The 18,762-nt window shown below is 71.1% G+C and carries 12 protein-coding genes; 5 read left to right on the forward strand and 7 right to left on the reverse strand.

From position 1 onward, the window contains the following. Positions 1 to 21: 21 nt before the first annotated feature. Positions 22 to 2,499, reverse strand: coding sequence for a ThuA domain-containing protein (locus LIV37_RS07235; protein WP_373920597.1), 2,478 nt, complete (start codon positions 2,497 to 2,499; stop codon positions 22 to 24). Positions 2,500 to 2,722: 223 nt separating this feature from the next. Here LIV37_RS07235 and LIV37_RS07240 point away from each other — a divergent pair, with 223 nt between their 5' ends. Beyond that, positions 2,723 to 3,736 carry a multicopper oxidase domain-containing protein gene (locus LIV37_RS07240; protein ID WP_020866445.1) on the forward strand — a complete coding sequence of 338 codons (1,014 nt, stop codon included), beginning with the start codon at positions 2,723 to 2,725 and terminating at the stop codon, positions 3,734 to 3,736. Between the two features lie 66 nt (positions 3,737 to 3,802). Here the strand turns inward: LIV37_RS07240 and LIV37_RS07245 are convergent, their stop codons facing one another. Then, positions 3,803 to 4,996, reverse strand: coding sequence for a S1 family peptidase (locus LIV37_RS07245; protein ID WP_020866446.1), 1,194 nt, complete (start codon positions 4,994 to 4,996; stop codon positions 3,803 to 3,805). A gap of 142 nt (positions 4,997 to 5,138) precedes the next feature. Beyond that, on the reverse strand, positions 5,139 to 5,849 hold the full coding sequence (locus LIV37_RS07250) for a FadR/GntR family transcriptional regulator (protein WP_020866447.1): 711 nt from the start codon (positions 5,847 to 5,849) through the stop codon (positions 5,139 to 5,141). Positions 5,850 to 6,081: 232 nt separating this feature from the next. Between LIV37_RS07250 and LIV37_RS07255 the strand changes: the two genes are divergently transcribed. Next, positions 6,082 to 7,356, forward strand: coding sequence for an SLC13 family permease (locus LIV37_RS07255; RefSeq protein WP_020866448.1), 1,275 nt, complete (start codon positions 6,082 to 6,084; stop codon positions 7,354 to 7,356). Positions 7,357 to 7,395: 39 nt separating this feature from the next. Here LIV37_RS07255 and LIV37_RS07260 read toward each other — a convergent pair whose 3' ends face one another. The 3 genes from LIV37_RS07260 to LIV37_RS07270 all read right to left on the reverse strand — a co-directional run bounded on the left by LIV37_RS07260 (position 7,396) and on the right by LIV37_RS07270 (position 11,386). Continuing rightward, on the reverse strand, positions 7,396 to 9,822 hold the full coding sequence (locus LIV37_RS07260; protein ID WP_121826189.1) for a glycoside hydrolase family 65 protein: 2,427 nt from the start codon (positions 9,820 to 9,822) through the stop codon (positions 7,396 to 7,398). 91 nt (positions 9,823 to 9,913) lie between these two features. Beyond that, complete coding sequence (locus LIV37_RS07265) at positions 9,914 to 10,369, reverse strand: lamin tail domain-containing protein (protein ID WP_020866450.1); 456 nt, start codon at positions 10,367 to 10,369, stop codon at positions 9,914 to 9,916. Between the two features lie 273 nt (positions 10,370 to 10,642). Next, positions 10,643 to 11,386: an SDR family NAD(P)-dependent oxidoreductase gene (locus LIV37_RS07270; protein ID WP_020866451.1), complete on the reverse strand. Its 744-nt coding sequence runs from the start codon at positions 11,384 to 11,386 to the stop codon at positions 10,643 to 10,645. Between the two features lie 151 nt (positions 11,387 to 11,537). Here LIV37_RS07270 and LIV37_RS07275 point away from each other — a divergent pair, with 151 nt between their 5' ends. After that, positions 11,538 to 14,201, forward strand: a complete 2,664-nt coding sequence (locus tag LIV37_RS07275) for a PA14 domain-containing protein (RefSeq protein ID WP_252505465.1) — start codon at positions 11,538 to 11,540, stop codon at positions 14,199 to 14,201. Positions 14,202 to 14,258: 57 nt separating this feature from the next. Here LIV37_RS07275 and LIV37_RS07280 read toward each other — a convergent pair whose 3' ends face one another. Then, on the reverse strand, positions 14,259 to 14,924 hold the full coding sequence (locus LIV37_RS07280) for a TetR/AcrR family transcriptional regulator (RefSeq protein ID WP_020866453.1): 666 nt from the start codon (positions 14,922 to 14,924) through the stop codon (positions 14,259 to 14,261). A gap of 229 nt (positions 14,925 to 15,153) precedes the next feature. On the opposite strand from LIV37_RS07280, the gene LIV37_RS07285 reads away from it, so the two are divergent. Together LIV37_RS07285 and LIV37_RS07290 are read left to right on the forward strand one after the other, a co-directional pair. Continuing rightward, positions 15,154 to 16,764 carry a fatty acyl-CoA synthetase gene (locus LIV37_RS07285; protein ID WP_020866455.1) on the forward strand — a complete coding sequence of 537 codons (1,611 nt, stop codon included), beginning with the start codon at positions 15,154 to 15,156 and terminating at the stop codon, positions 16,762 to 16,764. 55 nt (positions 16,765 to 16,819) lie between these two features. Further along, entirely contained in the window at positions 16,820 to 18,325 is a 1,506-nt protein-coding gene (locus LIV37_RS07290) for an MFS transporter (protein ID WP_214662980.1), read from the forward strand. Positions 18,326 to 18,762 lie beyond the last annotated feature (437 nt).

An 18,762-nucleotide genomic window follows, 5' to 3' on the forward strand; every position in this document is an offset into this window, starting at 1 on the left:
TGGGGCGCCTTCGTTTCACGGTCACTCCGCCTTCCTGGCCAGATCCTGGGCGAGCGGAGTGGGCTCGCCGCCGTTGTACGTGATGTGCCACAGCGCCGACTTGGAGTCGGAGGTGAAGAAGCCGCGCCCGTAGTCGAGGACGTAGAGCGAGCCGTCCGGGGCGAACTTCCAGTCCATGAGGTTGCGGATGCCGTCGGCGCCCACCGGGATGATCTTCTTGAGGGATTCGGCGTGCACCGGCAGCCCGCCCTTGCCGACGGTCTTGGGGTCGGTCAGCACCGCGTGGCGCGGCTGGTCGGCGTCGTAGAAGTCGCCGACGAACCACTTGCCGTCCCAGTACTGGGGCCATTTGGTGGTGCTGTCACTGGTGGCGTCGTACCGGTAGACCGGGCCGTTCATGGTGGCCTGGCCGCCGCCCTTGAGCCACGGCAGCAGGTACTTGGCCTCCGACGTCTTGTAGCTGGGGATGCCGTTCGCGTCCCGCGGATAGTCGGGGGCGCCGCCCTGGGGCGAGTACCAGATGGTGTTCCCGGTGATGGGCGGCAGGTTCACCAGGCCGTCGTTGTTGGGCGACTCGTTCTTGGGGTGGTCGCAGTCGTACCAGCCCAGGGGCTTGCTCGGGTCGGGCAGATTGCGGTCCCGGTACGGCTGCTTGTTGCCCATGCAGAACGGCCAGCCGTGGTTGCCCGCCTTGGTGATGGCGGCGAAGGTGTCGTACTTGGCCGGGCCCCAGGTGGTGCTGGGCTCGCCCGCGTCCGGGCCGACCCAGCCCGCGTAGAGGATGTCGGTCTTCTGGTCCACGAAGATCCGGGCCGGGTTGCGCACCCCCATCACATAGATCTCGCCACGGGTCTTGCCGCCGCCCTCGTCGGGCTCCTTGCCGGTGAAGAGATTGCCCTCGGGGAGGGTGTAGGTGCCGTCGTCCTCGGGGTGGATCCGCAGGATCTTGCCGTTGAGGTTGTGGGTGTTGCCCGCGGTGCGGCGGGCGTCGGCGAAGGAGACGCCCTTGTAGTTCGGCTGCGGATTGTTGCCGGAGTAGCCGTCGCTGAACTGGGAGGAGTTGTTGTCCCCGGTGGCGATGTAGAGATTGCCCTTGGAGTCCCAGCTCATCCCGCCACCCGCGTGGCAGCAGCTGTGGATCTGGACCGGCCAGGAGAGCAGGACCTTCTCCGAGCCCAGGTCCAGCTTGTCGGTCTTCAGGTCCAGGGTGAACCGGGAGACGCGGCGCTCGGCCATCTGGGTGTCCCGGTTGATCCGCGAGTGCGGGGTGTAGTGCAGATACACCCAGCCGTTGGTGAGGAAGTCCGGGTCCAGCTCGATGCCGAGCAGCCCCTCCTCGACCTTGATCAGCTCATCGCCGCCGCCCTTGTTGCCGAAGACGGTCAGGGCGCCCGCGAGCGTCACCTTGCCGGTGGCCGGGTCGTAGACATGGATCTGGCCCTGGCCCTTGCCGATGTCCGGGTCGTTCCAGTCGGTGACCACGGGCGCGCTGTTGTCGCCGCCGCCCCGGCCGATGTACAGCACCCGGCCGTCCTTGGCGACGACGAGGCCGTGCGGCTCGCCGATCTGGTCGGACTGGCCCGGCTGATTGGGCTTGGTGACGCGCTCGGCCTTGTAGTTCGCGTTGATGGTGGCCTTGCAGTCGGCGCGGGAGAGCCGGGTGGTCCACAGCAGCGCGCCGCGCAGATGGGCGCGGAAGTCGGTCTCCTGGAAGGTGGACACCGTGCCGCCCATGCCGGTGTAGAAGGAGCGGCCGCCGTCGTAGTCACGGCACCAGGAGATCGGGTGGTCCGCGCCGTTGGCGCCGGCGCCCGGCTGGTAGCTGGACTCGCGGACCCGGGCCACGGTGTGCACGGTGCCGGAGGGATTGTCCTTCCAGTTGGTCCAGGTGTCGGTGCGCTTCCACTCCAGCGGCAGCTCCTTGGTGGCCGGGTGGACGCGGTCGCCGACCTCCACCACGGCCCGCTGGGCGGTGGCCGGGCTGGTGGTGGCCGGGCGGGCGCCGATCAGCCCGCTGTACCAGTCGGAGTACGGCTCGTTGCGGGCCGCGTCATGGATGCCGAGGAACCCACCGCCCGCCTCCATGTACGACTCGAGCCCCGCCTCCTGCTCGGGGTCGAGCACATCGCCGGAACCGGTCAGGAAGACCACGGCGTTGTACTTGCCGAGCCGGGGCTTGGTGAAGACCGAGGCGTCGGCGGTGGCGTCGACGGTGAACCGGGTCGCCGCGGGGCCCTGGTTGCCGATCCGCTCGATGGCCTCGATGCCCGCGTTCACCGTGGCCGGCTCGTCCCCGGCCGAACCGTGGAACACCAGGACCCGGACGTTGTCACCGCCGGGCGGCGACGGCAGCGTGAGTGGCGCACGATCCTCGGGCCGGGCGCTGGCGGGGGTCCCGCCGAGCAGGGTCGCGGTGAGGGCGCCGAAGAGCAGTGCCGCCATCCCCGCGCGTCTCCTTCGCAGCCGACCGACTGTCAGTCCTCTCCTCTTTGAGGGCATTTGGTACGGTATGTCCCGCATTGGTCACCCATCCCTCTCACGTACCGATAACACCGCTGAAGGAAGCTAGACGGCTTTTCGCAAGTCGCCAATAGCTATGACCGCAACTCAACGAACTTTGTCCTGAGTGTGGATGAACGAGCATCCCCCGGCTACCGTGAAAGCACCCCGGGGCATCTGCGCATCGTCAACGGCAGGGGATCCACAGCGATTTGGGAGAACGATGAGCGACGCACCCGGCTTCACCTCCAGACGCGGTCTCAGCAGACGGCTCTTCACCGGCGGCGCGGCCGCCGCGGCCGTCGGACCGCTGGCCCTCACCTCCCCCGCCGCCGCGAAGGCGCCGAAGGCCCCGGCGGCCGGGTCCGGCGGAGTCGACACGGCGGCCGCGGGCGGTACGGTCCGCCGTCTCAAGCTCTACGCGGAGAAGCTGCCGGACGGATCGATGGGGTACGGACTCGAGAAGGGCAAGGCCAGCATCCCCGGTCCGCTGATCGAGCTGACCGAGGGCGACACCCTGCACATCGAGTTCGAGAACACCATGGACGTCACGGCCAGCCTCCATGTGCACGGCCTGGACTACGACGTCGCCAGCGACGGCACCCAGCTCAACCGCAGCGCCGTGGAACCGGGCGGCACCCGCACCTACACCTGGCGCACCCACGCCCCGGGCAAGCGCGCCGACGGCACCTGGCGGCCGGGCAGCGCGGGCTACTGGCACTACCACGACCACGCGGTGGGCACCCCGCACGGCACCGGTGGCCTGCGGAAGGGGCTGTACGGACCGGTGGTGGTGCGGCGGGCGGGCGATATCCTGCCGGACAAGCAGTTCACGATCGTCTTCAACGACATGACGATCAACAACAAGGCGGGGCATGACGCCCCCGAGTTCCGGGCCACGGTGGGCGATCGCGTCGAGATCATCATGATCACCCACGGCGAGTACTACCACACCTTCCATATGCACGGGCACCGGTGGGCGGACAACCGCACCGGGCTGCTGGAGGGCCCGGACGATGTGAGCCGGGTCATCGACAACAAGATCACCGGGCCCGCCGACTCCTTCGGCTTCCAGGTGATCGCCGGGGAGAACGTCGGCGCGGGCGCCTGGATGTACCACTGCCACGTCCAGAGCCACTCCGACATGGGCATGGCCGGGCTGTTCCTGGTCGCCAAGGCCGATGGCACCATCCCCGGCTACGACCCGCACCGGCTGTCGGCGCACCGCCCGGGGTAGCCGCCGGAGCGATACGACGGGGCGGGCCGCCGGGCCCGCCCCGTCGCCTTGTCGCCGTATCGCCCGTCAGGCGGTGTGCAGCCGCAGGCCGTACACCGAGAGGATCTCGTTGACCGGCTGGTACCAGGTCTCGCCGCCGCTGGAGCAGTTGCCCCAACCGCCCGAGGTCACACCCTGGGCCTGGTCGCCGCTGATGAACGAGCCGCCGGAGTCGCCGCCCTCGGCGCACACACTGGTCTTGGTCATCTGGTACACCGCGCCCTGGCTGTAGTTCACCGTCTCGTTCTTGGCCAGGACCGTGCCGCAGTGCCAGTGGGTGGTGGAGCCGGACCGGCAGATGGAGGCGCCGACCGGGGCCTCGGCGGAGCCGCGGACCAGCTGGTCGGGAACGGTGCCCCAGCCGAGCACCACCGGCACGGTCCACCAGCCGCTGCCGACGCTGACGTAGGCGTAGTCGTTGCCGGGGAAGGAGGAGCCCTGGAAGTTGCCGATGTACGAGCCGTCCCAGCCGCTGACGGAGCCCCCCGCCTGGCCGCAGTGCCCGGCCGTGACGAAGCCGCCCTGGACCGAGAAGCCTATGGAACAGCGGACGTTGCCGGTGTAGTACGGGTCGCCGCCGACCGTGCCCGCGGCGAAGGTCGTCGGCGCCTGGGCCGGGGCCTTCTCGACGGTGACCGGGACGGCGGCCGAGCGCTTCGCCTCGCGGAGGAACGCGCGCACGGCGGCGTCGCCTTCGCTGCCCTGCCGGACCCGGACCACGACGGCGCCCGCGCGGGGGTCGGTGCTCCAGCTGCTCACCCCGGCCGGGGCGGACTGCTTCCGGGCCTTCTCATCGAGGCGCGTCTTGGCCGCGTCGAGCGCGTCGGCGCTGTGCTCGACGATCCGGGTGGTGGCGCCCGTGGCCCGTACCGACGCGGCCCGCTCGGCGCTGGTGACGCCGACGACCAGCTTCCCGCTGCCCGTGTCGAACCACGAGCCGCCGTAGGAGGCGCCCGCGGCGCGCTTGGCCTTGGGCTCCAGCCGCATGGCGGCGGCCTCCTGGCCCAGCCGTTCCCGCGCCTGGTCCGCGGTCAGGCCGAGGTCCCGGCCGAGCGCGCGGACGAGGGTGGCGGATGGCGCCGGCGCGGCGGCGGGCTTCGCCGCGGGGGCGTCGGCCCCGGATGCCGCGGCGGCGGTCGAGAAGGCCCCGCCGGCGCCCGAGAGGGCGCCGAGGACGAGGAGTGCGGACAGTCCGGCACGGACAACGGGCTTCCGTCTCATGGAAGTTCCCCTTCTGCTCAGCAGGTGAGAGCGCTTTCACGTGTCGATCGCGCAGAGCCTAGCGAGCCACCGGGGAAAGTCCAGACCAAAGCCATGATCGGTCACGGTCGGGCAGGAGGTCGGGCAGGATGCCGCCGCGGAATCAAGGGGCCTCGTCCGGATTCCAGTTGAGCAGCCGCACCTGGGCGACCGTGCGGACATGGCGGCGCATGGCCGCGGCGGCGGCCTTGGGACGGCGCTCGGCGATGGCGTCCAGGATGTGCTGGTGCTGGGCGAGCGAGCGCCTGGGGCGGTCGGGCTGGCGCAGCGACTCCTCGCGGCTCTCGGCGATCTGGTCGGCGATCGAGCGCATGAACTCGGCGAGCAGCGGGCTGTGCGCGGCGGCGGTGACGGCCGCGTGGAAGCGGCGGTCACCCTCGACGCCGTGGCGGTCGGACTCGATCTCGTCCTCCATCCAGTGCAGGGCCTGCTGGAGGGCGAAGAGATCGTCGTCGGTGCGGCGCTCGGCGGCGAGTTCGGCCAGTTTGGTCTCCAACGCCTCGCGGGCGTCGAGCACATCGGGCAGCCGGCGGCGGCGCTCCACCAGCCGCTCGACGGGCTCGGTGTCGAGGCTGTCGCGCAACAGGCACATCCCGCCGCCCTGGCGCACCTCGACGAGCCCCTGTACCTCGAGGACGACGATGGCCTGTTTGACGGAGGCGCGGCTGATGCCGAGGCGCTGGGCCAGCTCGCGCTCGGTGGGCAGCCGGTCGCCCGCCTTCAGCCCGCCCTCCTCGACGTAGGCGCGCAGCCTCTCCAGCACCTGCTCGTACAGGCGCTGACGGTTCATCGGGCGCAGCGCGTCCTCGACCATACGGGCTCCCCCCATCGCGGTTTGTGATGGCCCCGATTCGCAGCGTAGCACCGGGTGGCCGGACGGTGTGGTGGTTGTGCGGTCCGGTGGAGCATTGGTCAATTGGCTGAGCCAATCTGCCACCGATGTCTTGACGGCCGAACCGCCCGGCCCTCAACGTGAGTCAGCCAGCAGGCCACTTGGCCCGACCGTCCCCGGTCCGCCGACCGGGTCCCCGTGACGGGAGCGCTCGATGTCCGACGAATTGATCTCGATACTCGTGCTGGTGGTGGTCTTCGTCATCGCCACCACCCGGTCGATCAACATGGGCGCCCTGTCCTTCGCCGCCGCCTTCGGCGTGGGCGAGCTGGTCGCCGACTTCAGCGCGGACCACATCTTCGCCGGGTTCCCGGGCGATCTGTTCGTGGTGCTGGTGGGGGTGACGTATCTGTTCGCCCTCGCCCGGGCCAACGGCACCACGGACTGGCTGGTGCACGCCTCGATCCGGCTGGTGGGCGGGCGGGTCGCACTGATCCCGTGGGTGATGTTCGCGATCAGCGGGGCGCTGACCGCGATCGGGGCGGTGAGCCCGGCGGCGGTGGCGATCGTCGCCCCGCTCGCGCTCTCCTTCGCCGCGCGGTACCAGATCAGCCCGCTGCTGATGGGTGCCATGGTGGTGCACGGCTCCCAGGGCGGTGGCTTCTCCCCCATCAGCATCTACGGATCGATCGTCAACGGCATCGTGGACCGGGAGAAGCTCCCCGGCAACGAGATCACGCTGTTCCTCGCGAGCCTGGTGGTCAACCTGATCATCGCCGCCGTCGTCTTCGTCGTCTGCGGCGGGCTGAAGCTCCCCAGGACCGCCGTCGCCGCCGCTGGGGAGGAGCGGGAAGCCGGGGCGGAGGAGGCACCGGCCGACGCGGAGGGCCGTCTCACCCCCGCCCGTATCGCCACCCTGGCCGCGCTGGTGGCGCTGGTGGTCGCGGTGCTCGCCTTCGACCTGGACGCCGGGCTCACCTCGATCAGCCTCGCCGTGGCCCTGAGCGTCTTCTGGCCGGACCACGGCAAGAAGGCGGTGAACGAGGTCACCTGGCCCACCGTGCTGCTGATCTGCGGTGTGCTCACCTATGTCGGGGTGCTGGACGAGATGGGCACCATCGACTACGCGGGCAAGGCGGTCAGCGACATCGGGATTCCGCTGCTCGCCGCCCTGCTGCTCTGCTACATCGGCGCGATCGTCTCCGCCTTCGCCTCCTCGGTGGGCATCATGGGCGCGCTGATCCCGCTCGCCGTTCCCTTCCTCGCCCAGGGCGACATCGGCGCGGTGGGCATGATCGCGGCCCTCGCGGTGTCGGCGACCGTCGTCGACGTCAGCCCCTTCTCGACCAACGGGGCGCTGGTGCTGGCCAACGCGCCGGACGTGGACCGGGACCGGTTCTTCCGGCAGCTGATGATCTACGGCGGGATCATGGTGGTGGCGGTGCCGCCGGTCGTCTGGCTGGCGATGGTGGTCCCCGGCCTGGGCTGAGAGCCTGTGTCATATCCCCGGCCGGGCGGCAAGGCGAGTTCAGCCCGGTGGCAGCGGAACCCAGTGGGATTCGCCCGGGGCCACGGTCAGCGAACGGTCGGCGAGCCGTACCTCGATCGGGCACTCCTCCGAGTCCGGCACGCTGATCCACAGCCGCCCGGCCCGCACCCGCAGGGCGACGCCCCAGTGGCCGCGATAGCGCATCGAGAACCGGTACTCCGACAACCCTGGCAGCCCGGCCGGCTCGGGCAGCGGCACCGGGTCCAGCCACAGGGCGTCCTCGCGGGTCTCGAGACCGGTCAGCCCGCGCTGCACCAGATCGAGGGTGCCGCCCATGGCGCCGAGGTGGATGCCCTCGCCGGTGGTGCCGCCCTGGACGTCCGCCACATCGCCGAGCAGCGCCTCCTGGCAGTGCCGCCACGCCTCGGTCCGGCGCGCCCGCGCCAGCACCCAGCCGTGCACCAGCTCGCTGAGGGTCGAGCCGTGGCTGGTCCGGGAGAGGTAGTACTCCACGGTGGCCCGCCAGATGTCGTCGTCCAGGGCGTAGCCGAGCCGCCGGAAGAGGCCGGACAGTTCGGCGGGGCCGAAGAGATAGCCGAGCATCAGCGCGTCGGCCTGCTTGGAGACCTGGTAGCGGTTGACGGAGTCGCCCTCGGACTCCAGGATCCGGTCCATCCGGCGGATGTCGCCGTAGCGGGCGCGGTAGCCGTCCCAGTCCAGCTCGGCCAGCTCCCCGTAGCCGTCGAACTGGCTGATGACGCCCTGGTGGAAGGGGACCAGCAGCCGCCGTGAGACGTCCTCCCAGCGCTCCGGCTCCGCGCGGTCCAGGCCCACCCGCTCGAACAGTTCGCGGCGGCGCGGCTCGGGCAGGGTGCGGGCGAGCTCCAGGGCCCGGTCGAGCACCCAGGCGGCGGTGACGTTGGTGTACGCGTTGTCGTCGATCCCGGGGCGGCCGGCGCCGGGGTAGCCGTCGTGGTACTCGTCGGGCCCGACCACCCCGCGGATGCGGTACCGACCCCGCTCCGGATCGGACACGGCGGTGTCCGCCCAGAAGCGGGCGATCTGCAGCAGCATCTCCGCGCCCTTGGTGTGCAGGAACTCGGTGTCGCCGCTGGCCTGGCAGTACTGCCACACGTTGTACGCCACCGCCGAGCCCACATGGTGCTGCAGCCGGGAGTTGTCCGGCAGCCAGCGGCCGGAGCGCGGGTTCAGATGCAGGGTCTGGGTCTCCTCGCGCCCGTCGCTGCCGCTCTGCCAGGGGTACATCGCCCCGACGCGCCCGGCGTCCGCGGCGGCGCGGCACGCCTGGGGCAGCCGCCGGTGGCGGTAGTGCAGCAGGGCCCGGGACACCTCGGGGAAGTGGAGGTTCAGATACGGCAGCACGAACAGCTCGTCCCAGAAGACATGGCCGCGGTATGCCTCGCCGTGCAGGCCCCGGGCGGGGACGCCCACGTCCAGCTCCGCGGTGTGCGGGGAGAGCGTCTGGAGGATGTGGAACAGGTGCAGCCGCAGGATGCGGCCCGGCTCGCCGGAGACCTCCAACGCCGCCTCGCGCCACAGGTGTTCCCATGCGGTGCGGTGGGAGGCGAGCAGTTTCCCGAACTCCGGCGCCCGGGCCACCCCGTCCAGGGCGGCCTGGGCCGGATCGCTGACCGCGGGGTCCTTGGAGGTGTACAGCGCCACGGTCTTCTCGACGGTGACGGGGGTGTCCGGCGCGAGCGGCACGCCCAGGGTGCGCATCGCCGCGCCGTGGGTGAGCCGCTGCCCGGTGCCGGTGGGCGTCCCGCCGCGCACGGCGAGGGTGCGCGCGGCCATGGCCACCCGCACCTCGGAGCTGGTGGTGCGGCAGCTCAGCCATACGGTGTCGGGGCCCGCGGCGCCGGTGCGGTGGTCGACGAGGTGGCGGCCGGCCAGCGCGTCGTAGCGGGCCACGCCGGTGTTGGCCACGGCACCGTCGAGCCCCGACTCCAGCTCGACGGTGCCGGACCAGCCCTCGGCCCGGAAGGTGGTGCGCAGGGCCGCCAGATGCGGATCCCCCATGTGGACGAGGCGCTGCTGCTCGACGTGGAGCACCCGGCCGCGGCCGCAGGTGAACCGCAGCCGCCGCATGAGGGTGCCGTGCCGGAGGTCGAGGGTCTGCCGGTAGCCGGTGAGCTCGTCCCCGTCGGGGGTGAGCCAGCCGCCGGGGCCCGCGGACCGGTCCGGGTCGCGGACGCGGTAGCGCAGCGGCAGCCAGTTCGGCAGGTTGACCATGTCCTCGTTCTCGACCTGGCGTCCGCCGGCCACCGAGGTCAGCCGGTTGTAGCAGCCCGCCACATAGGTGCCGGGGTAGTGGGCGTCATCGGCGGCGGTCTCGGGGGCCGCGCCCCGAGTGGCGGCATAGCCGTTGCCGAGCGTGCACAGCGACTCCCGCAACCGCTCCTGGCCGGGCTCGTAGCCCTCGTACTCCCACACCCAGTCCGACACGGCCGACCACCGGCTCTCCTCCTCGACACCCCCATTGTGGTCCGGGCCGGAGGACTTCACCGGCTGCGCCGCGCCCCCGCGCGGCGCGCGCTCAGCAGTTCGTGTAGTCGACCCGGCTGTTGTTGTACGAGCAGGTGTCGACCGTGGAGCCGCCGGTCTTGCGGAGGGTGGCCTTGTCGCGGTCGTTGTTCCAGACGTACGCCCGGCGGTCCTGGTACTTGGTGGCCGAGGTGTCGGAGCCGGAGCCGGTCCGGACGGTCACCGTCTTGCCCGCGCCGAGGGTGTAGCCGGGGAAGGTGTACTTGTGGTTGCTCGCGTCGACGAGCACCCAGCCCTTGAGGCTGACCCCGCGCGAGGTGGAGTTCTTGATCTGGACGTACTCGCCGTTGAGGCTGGAGTTGCTCCGGTTGTCCGTGCCGGGCGAGTCGTAGTAGATCTTGGAAAGGTGTACGGAGCCCGCGGCCCCGGCGGGTGTGGCCGGGTACAGCAGGGCGAGCGCGCAGCCGGCGGCGAGCGCCGCGCCGATGCGGACGGTGTGTGCGGACATGAGTCCCCCCTTGCGTTGGTGCGTGGTGAAGCAGCGTTGGTGCGTGAAGCAGCGGTAACGCAGGACGGACGGGCGGCCGCGTCCGAAGATGGTTTGGAGTCAGCGAGCTGACTCCTTCGGTGCGGCCGTCCGTCCGTCTTCCCCCCACCTGTGTGGAGGACCAGAGTGGACCATGGCCGGAACGCGGCGGCAGGGCTGCGCGGCCCTTGCTCCAGGGCCGTACGGCCCTAGCGCGGACCCGGTTCCCCGCCCCCGGCCGGGGGTGTGGCGGGGTCAGCGGCCGTACTGCGCCCCGCCGTTGATGTGCAGCACCTGGCCGGTGACGTACGCGGCCTCGGGGGAGGCCAGATAGCGGATGGCGGCCGCGATCTCGGTGGGCGTCCCGGGCTGGCCGGTGAGCGTCTGCCCGATCTGCTGGGCGATGAACTCGGGGGTGCCGCGCTCGCCGAAGAACTCGGTGTCCTCGACATAGCCGGGCGCCACCGCGTTGGCGGTGACACCCTCCGGGCCGAGCCGCCTGGCCAGCTCGAAGGTGTAGGTGTGCAGCGCGGCCTTGGTGCCGCCGTACGATCCGGGGCCGCGCAGCGACGCGACCGAGGACAGGTGGACGATACGGCCGCCGGGCCGGGTGAGGTGGGGCAGCAGCGCCTCGGTGAGCAGCACGGCGGTCAGCACGTTGGCCTCGAAGTTCCGCTGGTACTGACCGGCGATGCCTTCGAGGGAGCCGTCGTTGGCGGGCGCGACATTGCCGCCGGCGTTGGTGACGACGACGTCAACCCCACCGTCCGCGGTGATGAACTCGGCGGCGCGCCGGGTCTGCTCCGGGTCGCTGAGGTCCGCGCTGGTCCAGGTGACCAGGTCGGCGCCGTGGGCGGCGTTGAGCTTGTCCGCCGCGGCGCGCAGCACCTCGGCGCGGCGCCCGAGGATGACCACCCGGTCGCCTTCGGCGGCGAAGGTCTCCGCGGTCGCCAGTCCTATGCCGGTACCGCCGCCCGACACCACGATCCGTCGCCCCATTACGGGCCTCCTCAGTGCAGCTTGTTGAATATCGGTCACATCTATGAACAAGCACGCTAGGAAGAAAGCGCATTCCCGTCAAGGCTCAGCACCCAACACCCGGGCTGTTGCCTTGCGTTCACTATTGACAGGTTCTGTTGGAGATGGCGCAATGGCGGCGCCCCACTTGTCCCAGCAGCAGCCACAAAGGCTGCTCCAGCAAGGAGGACATGTGCGTTTTCGTTCATCTTTCGCCAGATCCGTGGTCGCGACCGTGACCTTGGCGCTTGGCGCGCTCGGTCTGCTGACCGCTCCCGGTCCGGCCGCGGCCGACACCCGCTCCGACGACCCCTCGATCGTCCATGGCCTCCGCGGCGACTACTACCTGCAGTCCGCCCCGGGGGCCTTCGACTTCCACGAGCTGAAGGCCACCAGCCTCGACCCCGCCCTCGACTTCGGCAATCTCGAGCCGCGGCTGCAGGCCACCACCGGACGGGCCGACGACGTCAGCGTCCGCTGGACCGGCCAGATCACACCGGAGCGCTCCGGTGCGCACACCTTCTCGATCACCGCCGACAACGGCTTCCGGCTGTGGATCGACGGCAAACCGGTCATCGACCACTGGGTGGACGACTGGGACAAGGAGCAGACCTCCCAGCCCGTCGAGCTCACCGCGGGCAAGGCCTACGACATCAAGGTCGAGTACTTCGAGCACTACGGCGGCTCCAACTTCCACCTGTCCTGGACCCCGCCGGGCGCGGCCAAGGCGCCCGTGCCCGCGTCCGCCTTCCAGCTGCCCGCCGACTTCGACTACGACGGCCCGGTGGCCAGCGCCGTCCAGCCCGACGGCCGGACGCTGCTGCTGGACTTCGCCCGGCCCCTGACCACTCCCCCGGCCGATCTGACGTCGCATCTGTCCGCCGTCATCGGCGGCGCGCAGTGGCCGCTCGGGCGCGCCCGGCTGGACGCGGCCGATCCGTCCCGGCTGCTGCTCTCCCTGAAGGAGCCGGTGGTCGGCCGCGGCGGCGAGGCCGTCGTGCGCTACGACGGCGAGGGCGGTCTCGAGGACGGCGACGGCGCCATCGACCCGTATGTCTCCTTCGGTGGCAACAAGTCGACGTATCAGCTGAGCACGCCCTGGGCCAAGGACGTCGGCCCGGACAACGCCCACCCCGAGTACCCGCGCCCCCAGCTGACCCGCGATCAGTGGCGCAACCTCAACGGCAGCTGGGAGTTCGCCGCCGCCAAGGAGGGCCAGAAGCCCCCGGTCGGGCAGAAGCTCAAGGAGCGGATCCTGGTGCCGTACCCGGTGGAGTCGAAGCTCTCCGGTGTGGAGCGCCATGAGGACCGCATGTGGTACCGGCGGACCTTCACCGTCCCGGCCGACTGGAAGGTCGGCCAGGACAAGCGGTTGCGGCTGAACTTCGACGCCGTCGACTGGCAGGCCGAGGTGTATGTGAACGGCACCCGGGTGGCCGACCACCGCGGCGGCTACGACCGGTTCAGCGCCGATGTCACCGACGCCCTGCGGCCGGGCCGCACCCAGGAGCTGATCGTCGGCGTCTACGACCCGACGGACGCGGCCGACGGCGAGAACCCGCCGATGGGCAAGCAACGCCTCGACCCGAGCGGCATCTTCTACACCCCCTCCTCCGGGATCTGGCAGACCGTCTGGATGGAGCCGGTCGCCACCGACCACGTGGACACCCTCAAGCTCACCCCGGACGTCCCCGGTAAGGCCCTCACCGCCGAGGTCCGCGGGGTGCGGGACGGCGTCCCGGTCACCGCGACCGCCTACGACGGACGGCGCGTGGTCGGCACCGCCACCGGGCACACCGGGAAGCCGCTGACCGTCCCCGTGCCCTCCCCGCACCTGTGGTCCCCCGACGATCCGCATCTCTACCAGCTGAAGGTGACGGTCGGGCGGGGCGCCTCGGCGGACCGGGTGGAGAGCTACTTCGGCATGCGGAGCATCGCCGTCAAGGAGGTGGACGGCAAGCGGCGCACCGTGCTCAACGGAAAGCCGATCTTCTCGATGGCCACCCTCGACCAGGGGTTCTGGCCCGACGGACTGCACACCGCGCCGACCGACGAGGCCCTCGCGTACGACCTGAAGATGCACAAGAGCATGGGCTTCAACTCGGTGCGCAAGCACATCAAGGTCGAGCCCGACCGCTGGTACTACTGGGCCGACCGGCTGGGCCTGATGGTGTGGCAGGACATGCCCGCCATGAACACGGTCACCCCGTCCGAGAAGGCGCAGGCGCAGTACGAGCACGAGATGAAGCGGATGATCGACCAGCACGTCAGCAGTCCGTCGATCGTCATCTGGGTGACCTTCAACGAGGGCTGGGGCCAGTACGGCGGCCCGAAGGTACCGGCGCTCGCGAAGGGCTGGGACCCCAGCCGGCTCATCAACGGCGCCAGCGGCTGGAACGACACCGGCAACGGCGACCTCGCCGACATCCACGCCTACCCCGGCCCGGGCGATCCGCGCCCGGACGCCTCACGGGCGGGGGTCACCGGCGAGTACGGCGGTCTTGGCCTGGCCGTCCCGGGGCACGCCTGGCCCGTGCAGCACACCTATGTCGGCGTGGACAAGGACCAGTACACCGACGAGTACCTGAAGCTGCTGGACAAGGTGCGCGGGCTGGTCGCGTGCAACGGCAGCAGCGGAGCCGTCTACACCCAGATCACGGATGTGGAGGGCGAGCTCAACGGGCTGCTCACCTATGACCGCAAGGAGATCAAGCCCGATGTGAAGCGGCTGCGCCAGGCCCATCAGGCGCTGATCCGCGACGCGGCGGACCCGGCGTCCATGGAGTGCACCGGCTAGCCGCACGGCCCGGCCATCGGTGCTGACCCGTTCCGGGGCGCGCGGCCCCGGGGCGGGTCATTCCGCCGCCAGCGCCTCCACGACGGCCACCGTACGGTCCACCACCACGTCGTACAGCCTGCTGTGGGCCCGCGGCAGCCGCGCCAGCAGCGGGGCCACCGCCGCCCGCTCATCCGGGGGGTAGAGGGCCAGCGCCTCGCTCAGGGCGTCCAGCTTGCGGGCGGAGACCGGGCCGCGGTGGGTCTCGTAGACCGCGTGGCCGATGACGGTGGAGCCGATGAGGGTCACGGCCAGCGCGAGATCGTCCTCGGTCAGCTTCAAGGGGCGCAGCATCCGGGTGAGGGTCACCAGGGAGGAGATCCGGGCGGGCTGCTGGGTGGCGGCCATATAGGGGAGCAGCTGGCGGTAGGGCAGCAGATAGTCGCGGCTGTCGTGCATCCAGGCGCGCAGCCGCTCCTGCCAGGTGTCCCCCGGCGGGTTTTTGTGCTGGGCCTCGGCCAGGACGCGGTCGGCCACGGCCTGGAGGAGGTCGTCGCGGTCGGGGAAGTAGCGGTAGAGCGCCATGGGGGCGGAGCCGACCGCCTCGGCGACCCTCTTGACGGTCAGCGCGGTCTCCGGCTCGCGGACCGCGAGCTCCGCGGCGCTGCGGACGATCTGCTCGCGCGACAGACGGGGCGGGCGCCCACGTCCTCTGCGGACGGTCCCCTCCGCGGTCCCGGCCATCCGGTGTCCTTTCGCTCGCCCCCGTCGTACCAGGCCCCAAGGCTACGCAAGGTCGCTCGGGCGCCGCTCGTGGCCGCCGACGCCGTGCACCTCGTGGCCGTCCGACGCCGTGCACCTCGTGGCCGCCGACGCCTCGAGCCCCATGGCCGTCCCAGGCCTTGAACGCCGCCCCACGCCGTGCCAGCGTGACGCCCTGTCCGGCCCGTCCGAGCCCCCGGGAGACCTGACGATGACCGCATCCGACCTGCCCGAGGACATCGTGCGCGCCCGCCGCCACGGCATCGCCGATCTGCTGGCCCGCACCGCGGCCCGGCTGCCCGCCAGGACGGCGGTCGTCGAAGGACCGCTGCGCCAGACCTACGCCGAGCTGGACGCGCTGGTGAGCCGGACGGCCGGGGCCCTGGCGGCGCGGGGCGTCGCCCAGGGCGATCGGGTGGTGCTCTTCGCCCGCAACTCCCACGGCTTCGTGGTGGCGTACTTCGCACTGGCCCGGCTGGGCGCGGTGTCGGTACCGGTCAACTTCATGCTGACCACGTCCGAAGTGGCGTATGTCCTGGATCATTCGGGAGCGGTCGGGATCATCGCGGGCACGGATCTGCTGGATGTCGCCGAGGGCGCGCTGGCCGAGGCCGCACCGCCCCGGGTCGCGCTGCGCGCGGCGCTGGGAGAGGGGCAGCGCGAGGGGTGGGAGGACTTCGCCGCGCTGGGCGCGGAGCGGGGGCATCCGGTGCCCGATCCCGCCCTGGAGGACGACGATCCGGTGCAGCTGATGTACACCTCGGGGACCGAGTCGCGGCCCAAGGGCGCGATCATGACGAGCCGCAATCTGATCGCGCAGTATCAGACGGCGATCGTGGACGGCGGGATGTCGGCCGACGATGTCGAGATCCATGCGCTGCCGCTCTACCACTGCGCCCAGTTGCACGCCTTCCTCACCCCCGACATCCAACTGGGCGCCACCTGTCTGGTGCTGCCGGGTCCGGACCCGGCGACGCTGCTGGCCACGATCGAGGCCGAGCGGGTGACCAAGCTGTTCGCCCCGCCCACGGTGTGGATCGCGCTGCTGCGCCATCCGGAGTTCGAGACCCGCGATCTGTCGTCGCTGCGGAAGGGGTACTACGGGGCGGCGCCGATGCCGGTCGCGGTGCTGGCCGAACTGCGCCGGCGGCTGCCGGGGCTGGCGCTGTACAACTTCTACGGGCAGACCGAGATGTCCCCGATCGCGACCGTACTGGGCCCGGCCGACCAGGAGCGCAAGGCCGGTTCCGCGGGGCGGGCCGCGCTGAACGTCGAGACGCGGGTGGTGGACGAGGCGGACCGGCCGGTGGAGCCGGGCACGGTCGGCGAGATCGTCCACCGGGGCCCGCACACCATGCTCGGCTACTGGCGGGACCCGGAGCGCACCGCGGCGGCGTTCCGCGGCGGCTGGTTCCACAGCGGTGATCTGGGGGTGCTGGACGAGGAGGGGTGCCTGACGATCGTCGACCGCAAGAAGGACATGGTCAACAGCGGTGGGGAGAACGTCTCGGGGCGCGAGGTGGAGGAGGCCGTCCACGCCCATCCGGCGGTCGCGGAGGTCGCGGTGTTCGGGGTGCCGCATCCGTACTGGATCGAGGCGGTGACCGCGGTGGTGGTGGCCAAACCGGGCCATGAGGTGACGGCGGAGCAGATCCTCACGCACTGCCGGGCGCGGCTCGCGGGGTTCAAGGTGCCCAAGTTCGTCCGGCTCACCGAGGCGCTGCCGAAGAATCCCAGCGGCAAGATCCTCAAGCGTGAACTGCGCGAGATCTACCGCGACATGGCCGAGGAGCCGAGCGGCGACCGGGGCGGCCATATTTGACGTACCCGTTACACAAAATTGTGCGACACTGCTGCGGCACTGATGTGAATCGGCCATGCCCCGACGAAGGACCACCGTGACTTCCTCACCTCCGACCCCCGATGCCCCCGAAGCGGCGACGACCGCCCACCCGCCGCGCTCCGGCCCGGTGGTCGCCGTCCTGGCGTTCGGCGGGATCGTCGTCTCCCTGATGCAGACCCTGGTGGTGCCGCTGGTCCCGGACCTTCCGGAACTGCTGCACACCTCGGCCTCGGACGCCTCCTGGGCGATCACCGCCACCCTGCTCGCCGGTGCCGTGGCCACTCCGGTACTGGGCCGGCTCGGCGACATGTACGGCAAGCGGCGGACGCTGCTGCTCAGCCTGTCGATGCTGGTGGTCGGATCGGTGGTGTGCGCGCTCTCCGACACGCTCGCGCCGATGATCGTCGGCCGTGCGCTCCAGGGCTTCTCCGCGGGCGTGATCCCGCTGGGCATCAGCATCATGCGCGATGAACTGCCCGCCGAACGGCTCGGCTCGGCGATGGCCCTGATGAGCTCCTCGCTGGGCGTCGGCGGCGCCCTCGGCCTGCCCGGCGCCGCGGCGCTGGCCGAACACGCCGACTGGCACGTGCTGTTCTGGGTCTCGGCGAGCCTGGGCGTGGTGGTGATCGCGCTGGTGCTGGCGCTCGTACCGGAGTCCCCGGTGCGCGGCGGCGGGCGGTTCGACCTGGTGGGCGCCGTCGGGCTGTCGGCCGGACTGCTCTGCCTGCTGCTGGCCATCTCCAAGGGCGCCGACTGGGGCTGGGCCAGCGGTGTCACCACCGGGCTGTTCGCCGCGGCGGTGGCCGTACTGCTGCTGTGGAGCCGGTGGGAGCTGCGGGTGCGCGGGCCGCTGGTGGATCTGCGCACCACTGTGCGCCGTCAGGTGTTGCTGACCAACCTGGCCTCCATCGTCATCGGCTTCGCGATGTTCGGGATGTCGCTGGTGCTGCCGCAGCTGCTGCAGATGCCCGAGGCCACGGGGTACGGACTGGGCCAGTCGATGATGACCGCCGGTCTCTGCCTGGGCCCGTCCGGTCTGGTGATGATGGCGATCTCCCCGCTGTCCGCGCGGATCACGGCCACCTCGGGCCCCAAGACCTCGCTGATGCTCGGCGCCGGGGTGATCGCCGTCGGCTACGGCATGGGCATCTTCCTGATGGACGCCGTATGGCAGATCGTGGTCATCTCGTGTGTGATCGGCGCCGGGATCGGCCTCGCGTACTCCGCCATGCCCGCGCTGATCATGTCGGCGGTGCCGGTGTCCGAGACGGGCGCGGCCAACGGGCTCAACACCCTGATGCGGTCCATCGGCACCTCGACCGCCAGTGCGGTGGTCGGCGTCGTCCTCGCCCATATGACCACCGCGTTCGGGCCCGTCGCGCTCCCGTCCCTGGACGGCTTCCGCACCGCCTTCGCGATCGGCGGCGGCGCCGCGCTGGTGGCGCTCGCGGTCGCCTCACTGCTGCCGGGCCGCGGTCCGGACCGGCTCACGACCAGTTCGGAACGACCCGGCACCCCGGAGCCGGTGGGGGGCCGCTGAACGAGGGCCTAGGGGTGTCCGCGCACCACGCGGCGGAGCCGCAGGTCGGTACTTTCCCCTCCCCGCCCCTTCCCGACACCTGACGATATGCGGCTCCGCCGCGTGGGGGGCTTCGCCCCTGGACCCCGGACGCCCTTCGGGCGTGTCCGCAATCTCCCCCAGCTACCGCTGGGAGGTGCCCCCTGACGGGCTGAAATCAGCCCCTCCGGCGATTGAGGAGCGGGGTCTGGGGCGGAGCCCCAGTTGAGGGACGTATCCCCCGCCCGCCTCCACCACGGCGAGGGGGATACGGGCGGCTTTGCCGCGACAGGGCGCATACGGGCCATCATGTGGACAGCGGTTGACGGAACACGCCCCTGAGGTGCTGAATGATGCGAGTGAGGACTGAGCTGCCCCTGGTCACCCGCGACCACATCGACTTCGGTCGGGTGTGGTCC

The sequence above is a fragment of the Streptomyces rapamycinicus NRRL 5491 genome (genome assembly GCF_024298965.1).
In the GTDB taxonomy this organism is placed as follows: domain Bacteria; phylum Actinomycetota; class Actinomycetes; order Streptomycetales; family Streptomycetaceae; genus Streptomyces; species Streptomyces rapamycinicus.

Bases quoted from the DNA above. Each gene is read 5' to 3' on its own strand.
- LIV37_RS07235 (WP_373920597.1), bottom strand. From the start codon at position 2,499: ATGCCCTCAAAGAGGAGAGGACTGACAGTCGGTCGGCTGCGAAGGAGA.
- LIV37_RS07240 (WP_020866445.1), top strand. From the start codon at position 2,723: ATGAGCGACGCACCCGGCTTCACCTCCAGACGCGGTCTCAGCAGACGG.
- LIV37_RS07245 (WP_020866446.1), bottom strand. From the start codon at position 4,996: ATGAGACGGAAGCCCGTTGTCCGTGCCGGACTGTCCGCACTCCTCGTC.
- LIV37_RS07250 (WP_020866447.1), bottom strand. From the start codon at position 5,849: ATGGTCGAGGACGCGCTGCGCCCGATGAACCGTCAGCGCCTGTACGAG.
- LIV37_RS07255 (WP_020866448.1), top strand. From the start codon at position 6,082: ATGTCCGACGAATTGATCTCGATACTCGTGCTGGTGGTGGTCTTCGTC.
- LIV37_RS07265 (WP_020866450.1), bottom strand. From the start codon at position 10,369: ATGTCCGCACACACCGTCCGCATCGGCGCGGCGCTCGCCGCCGGCTGC.
- LIV37_RS07270 (WP_020866451.1), bottom strand. From the start codon at position 11,386: ATGGGGCGACGGATCGTGGTGTCGGGCGGCGGTACCGGCATAGGACTG.
- LIV37_RS07275 (WP_252505465.1), top strand. From the start codon at position 11,538: ATGGCGGCGCCCCACTTGTCCCAGCAGCAGCCACAAAGGCTGCTCCAG.
- LIV37_RS07280 (WP_020866453.1), bottom strand. From the start codon at position 14,924: ATGGCCGGGACCGCGGAGGGGACCGTCCGCAGAGGACGTGGGCGCCCG.
- LIV37_RS07285 (WP_020866455.1), top strand. From the start codon at position 15,154: ATGACCGCATCCGACCTGCCCGAGGACATCGTGCGCGCCCGCCGCCAC.
- LIV37_RS07290 (WP_214662980.1), top strand. From the start codon at position 16,820: ATGCCCCGACGAAGGACCACCGTGACTTCCTCACCTCCGACCCCCGAT.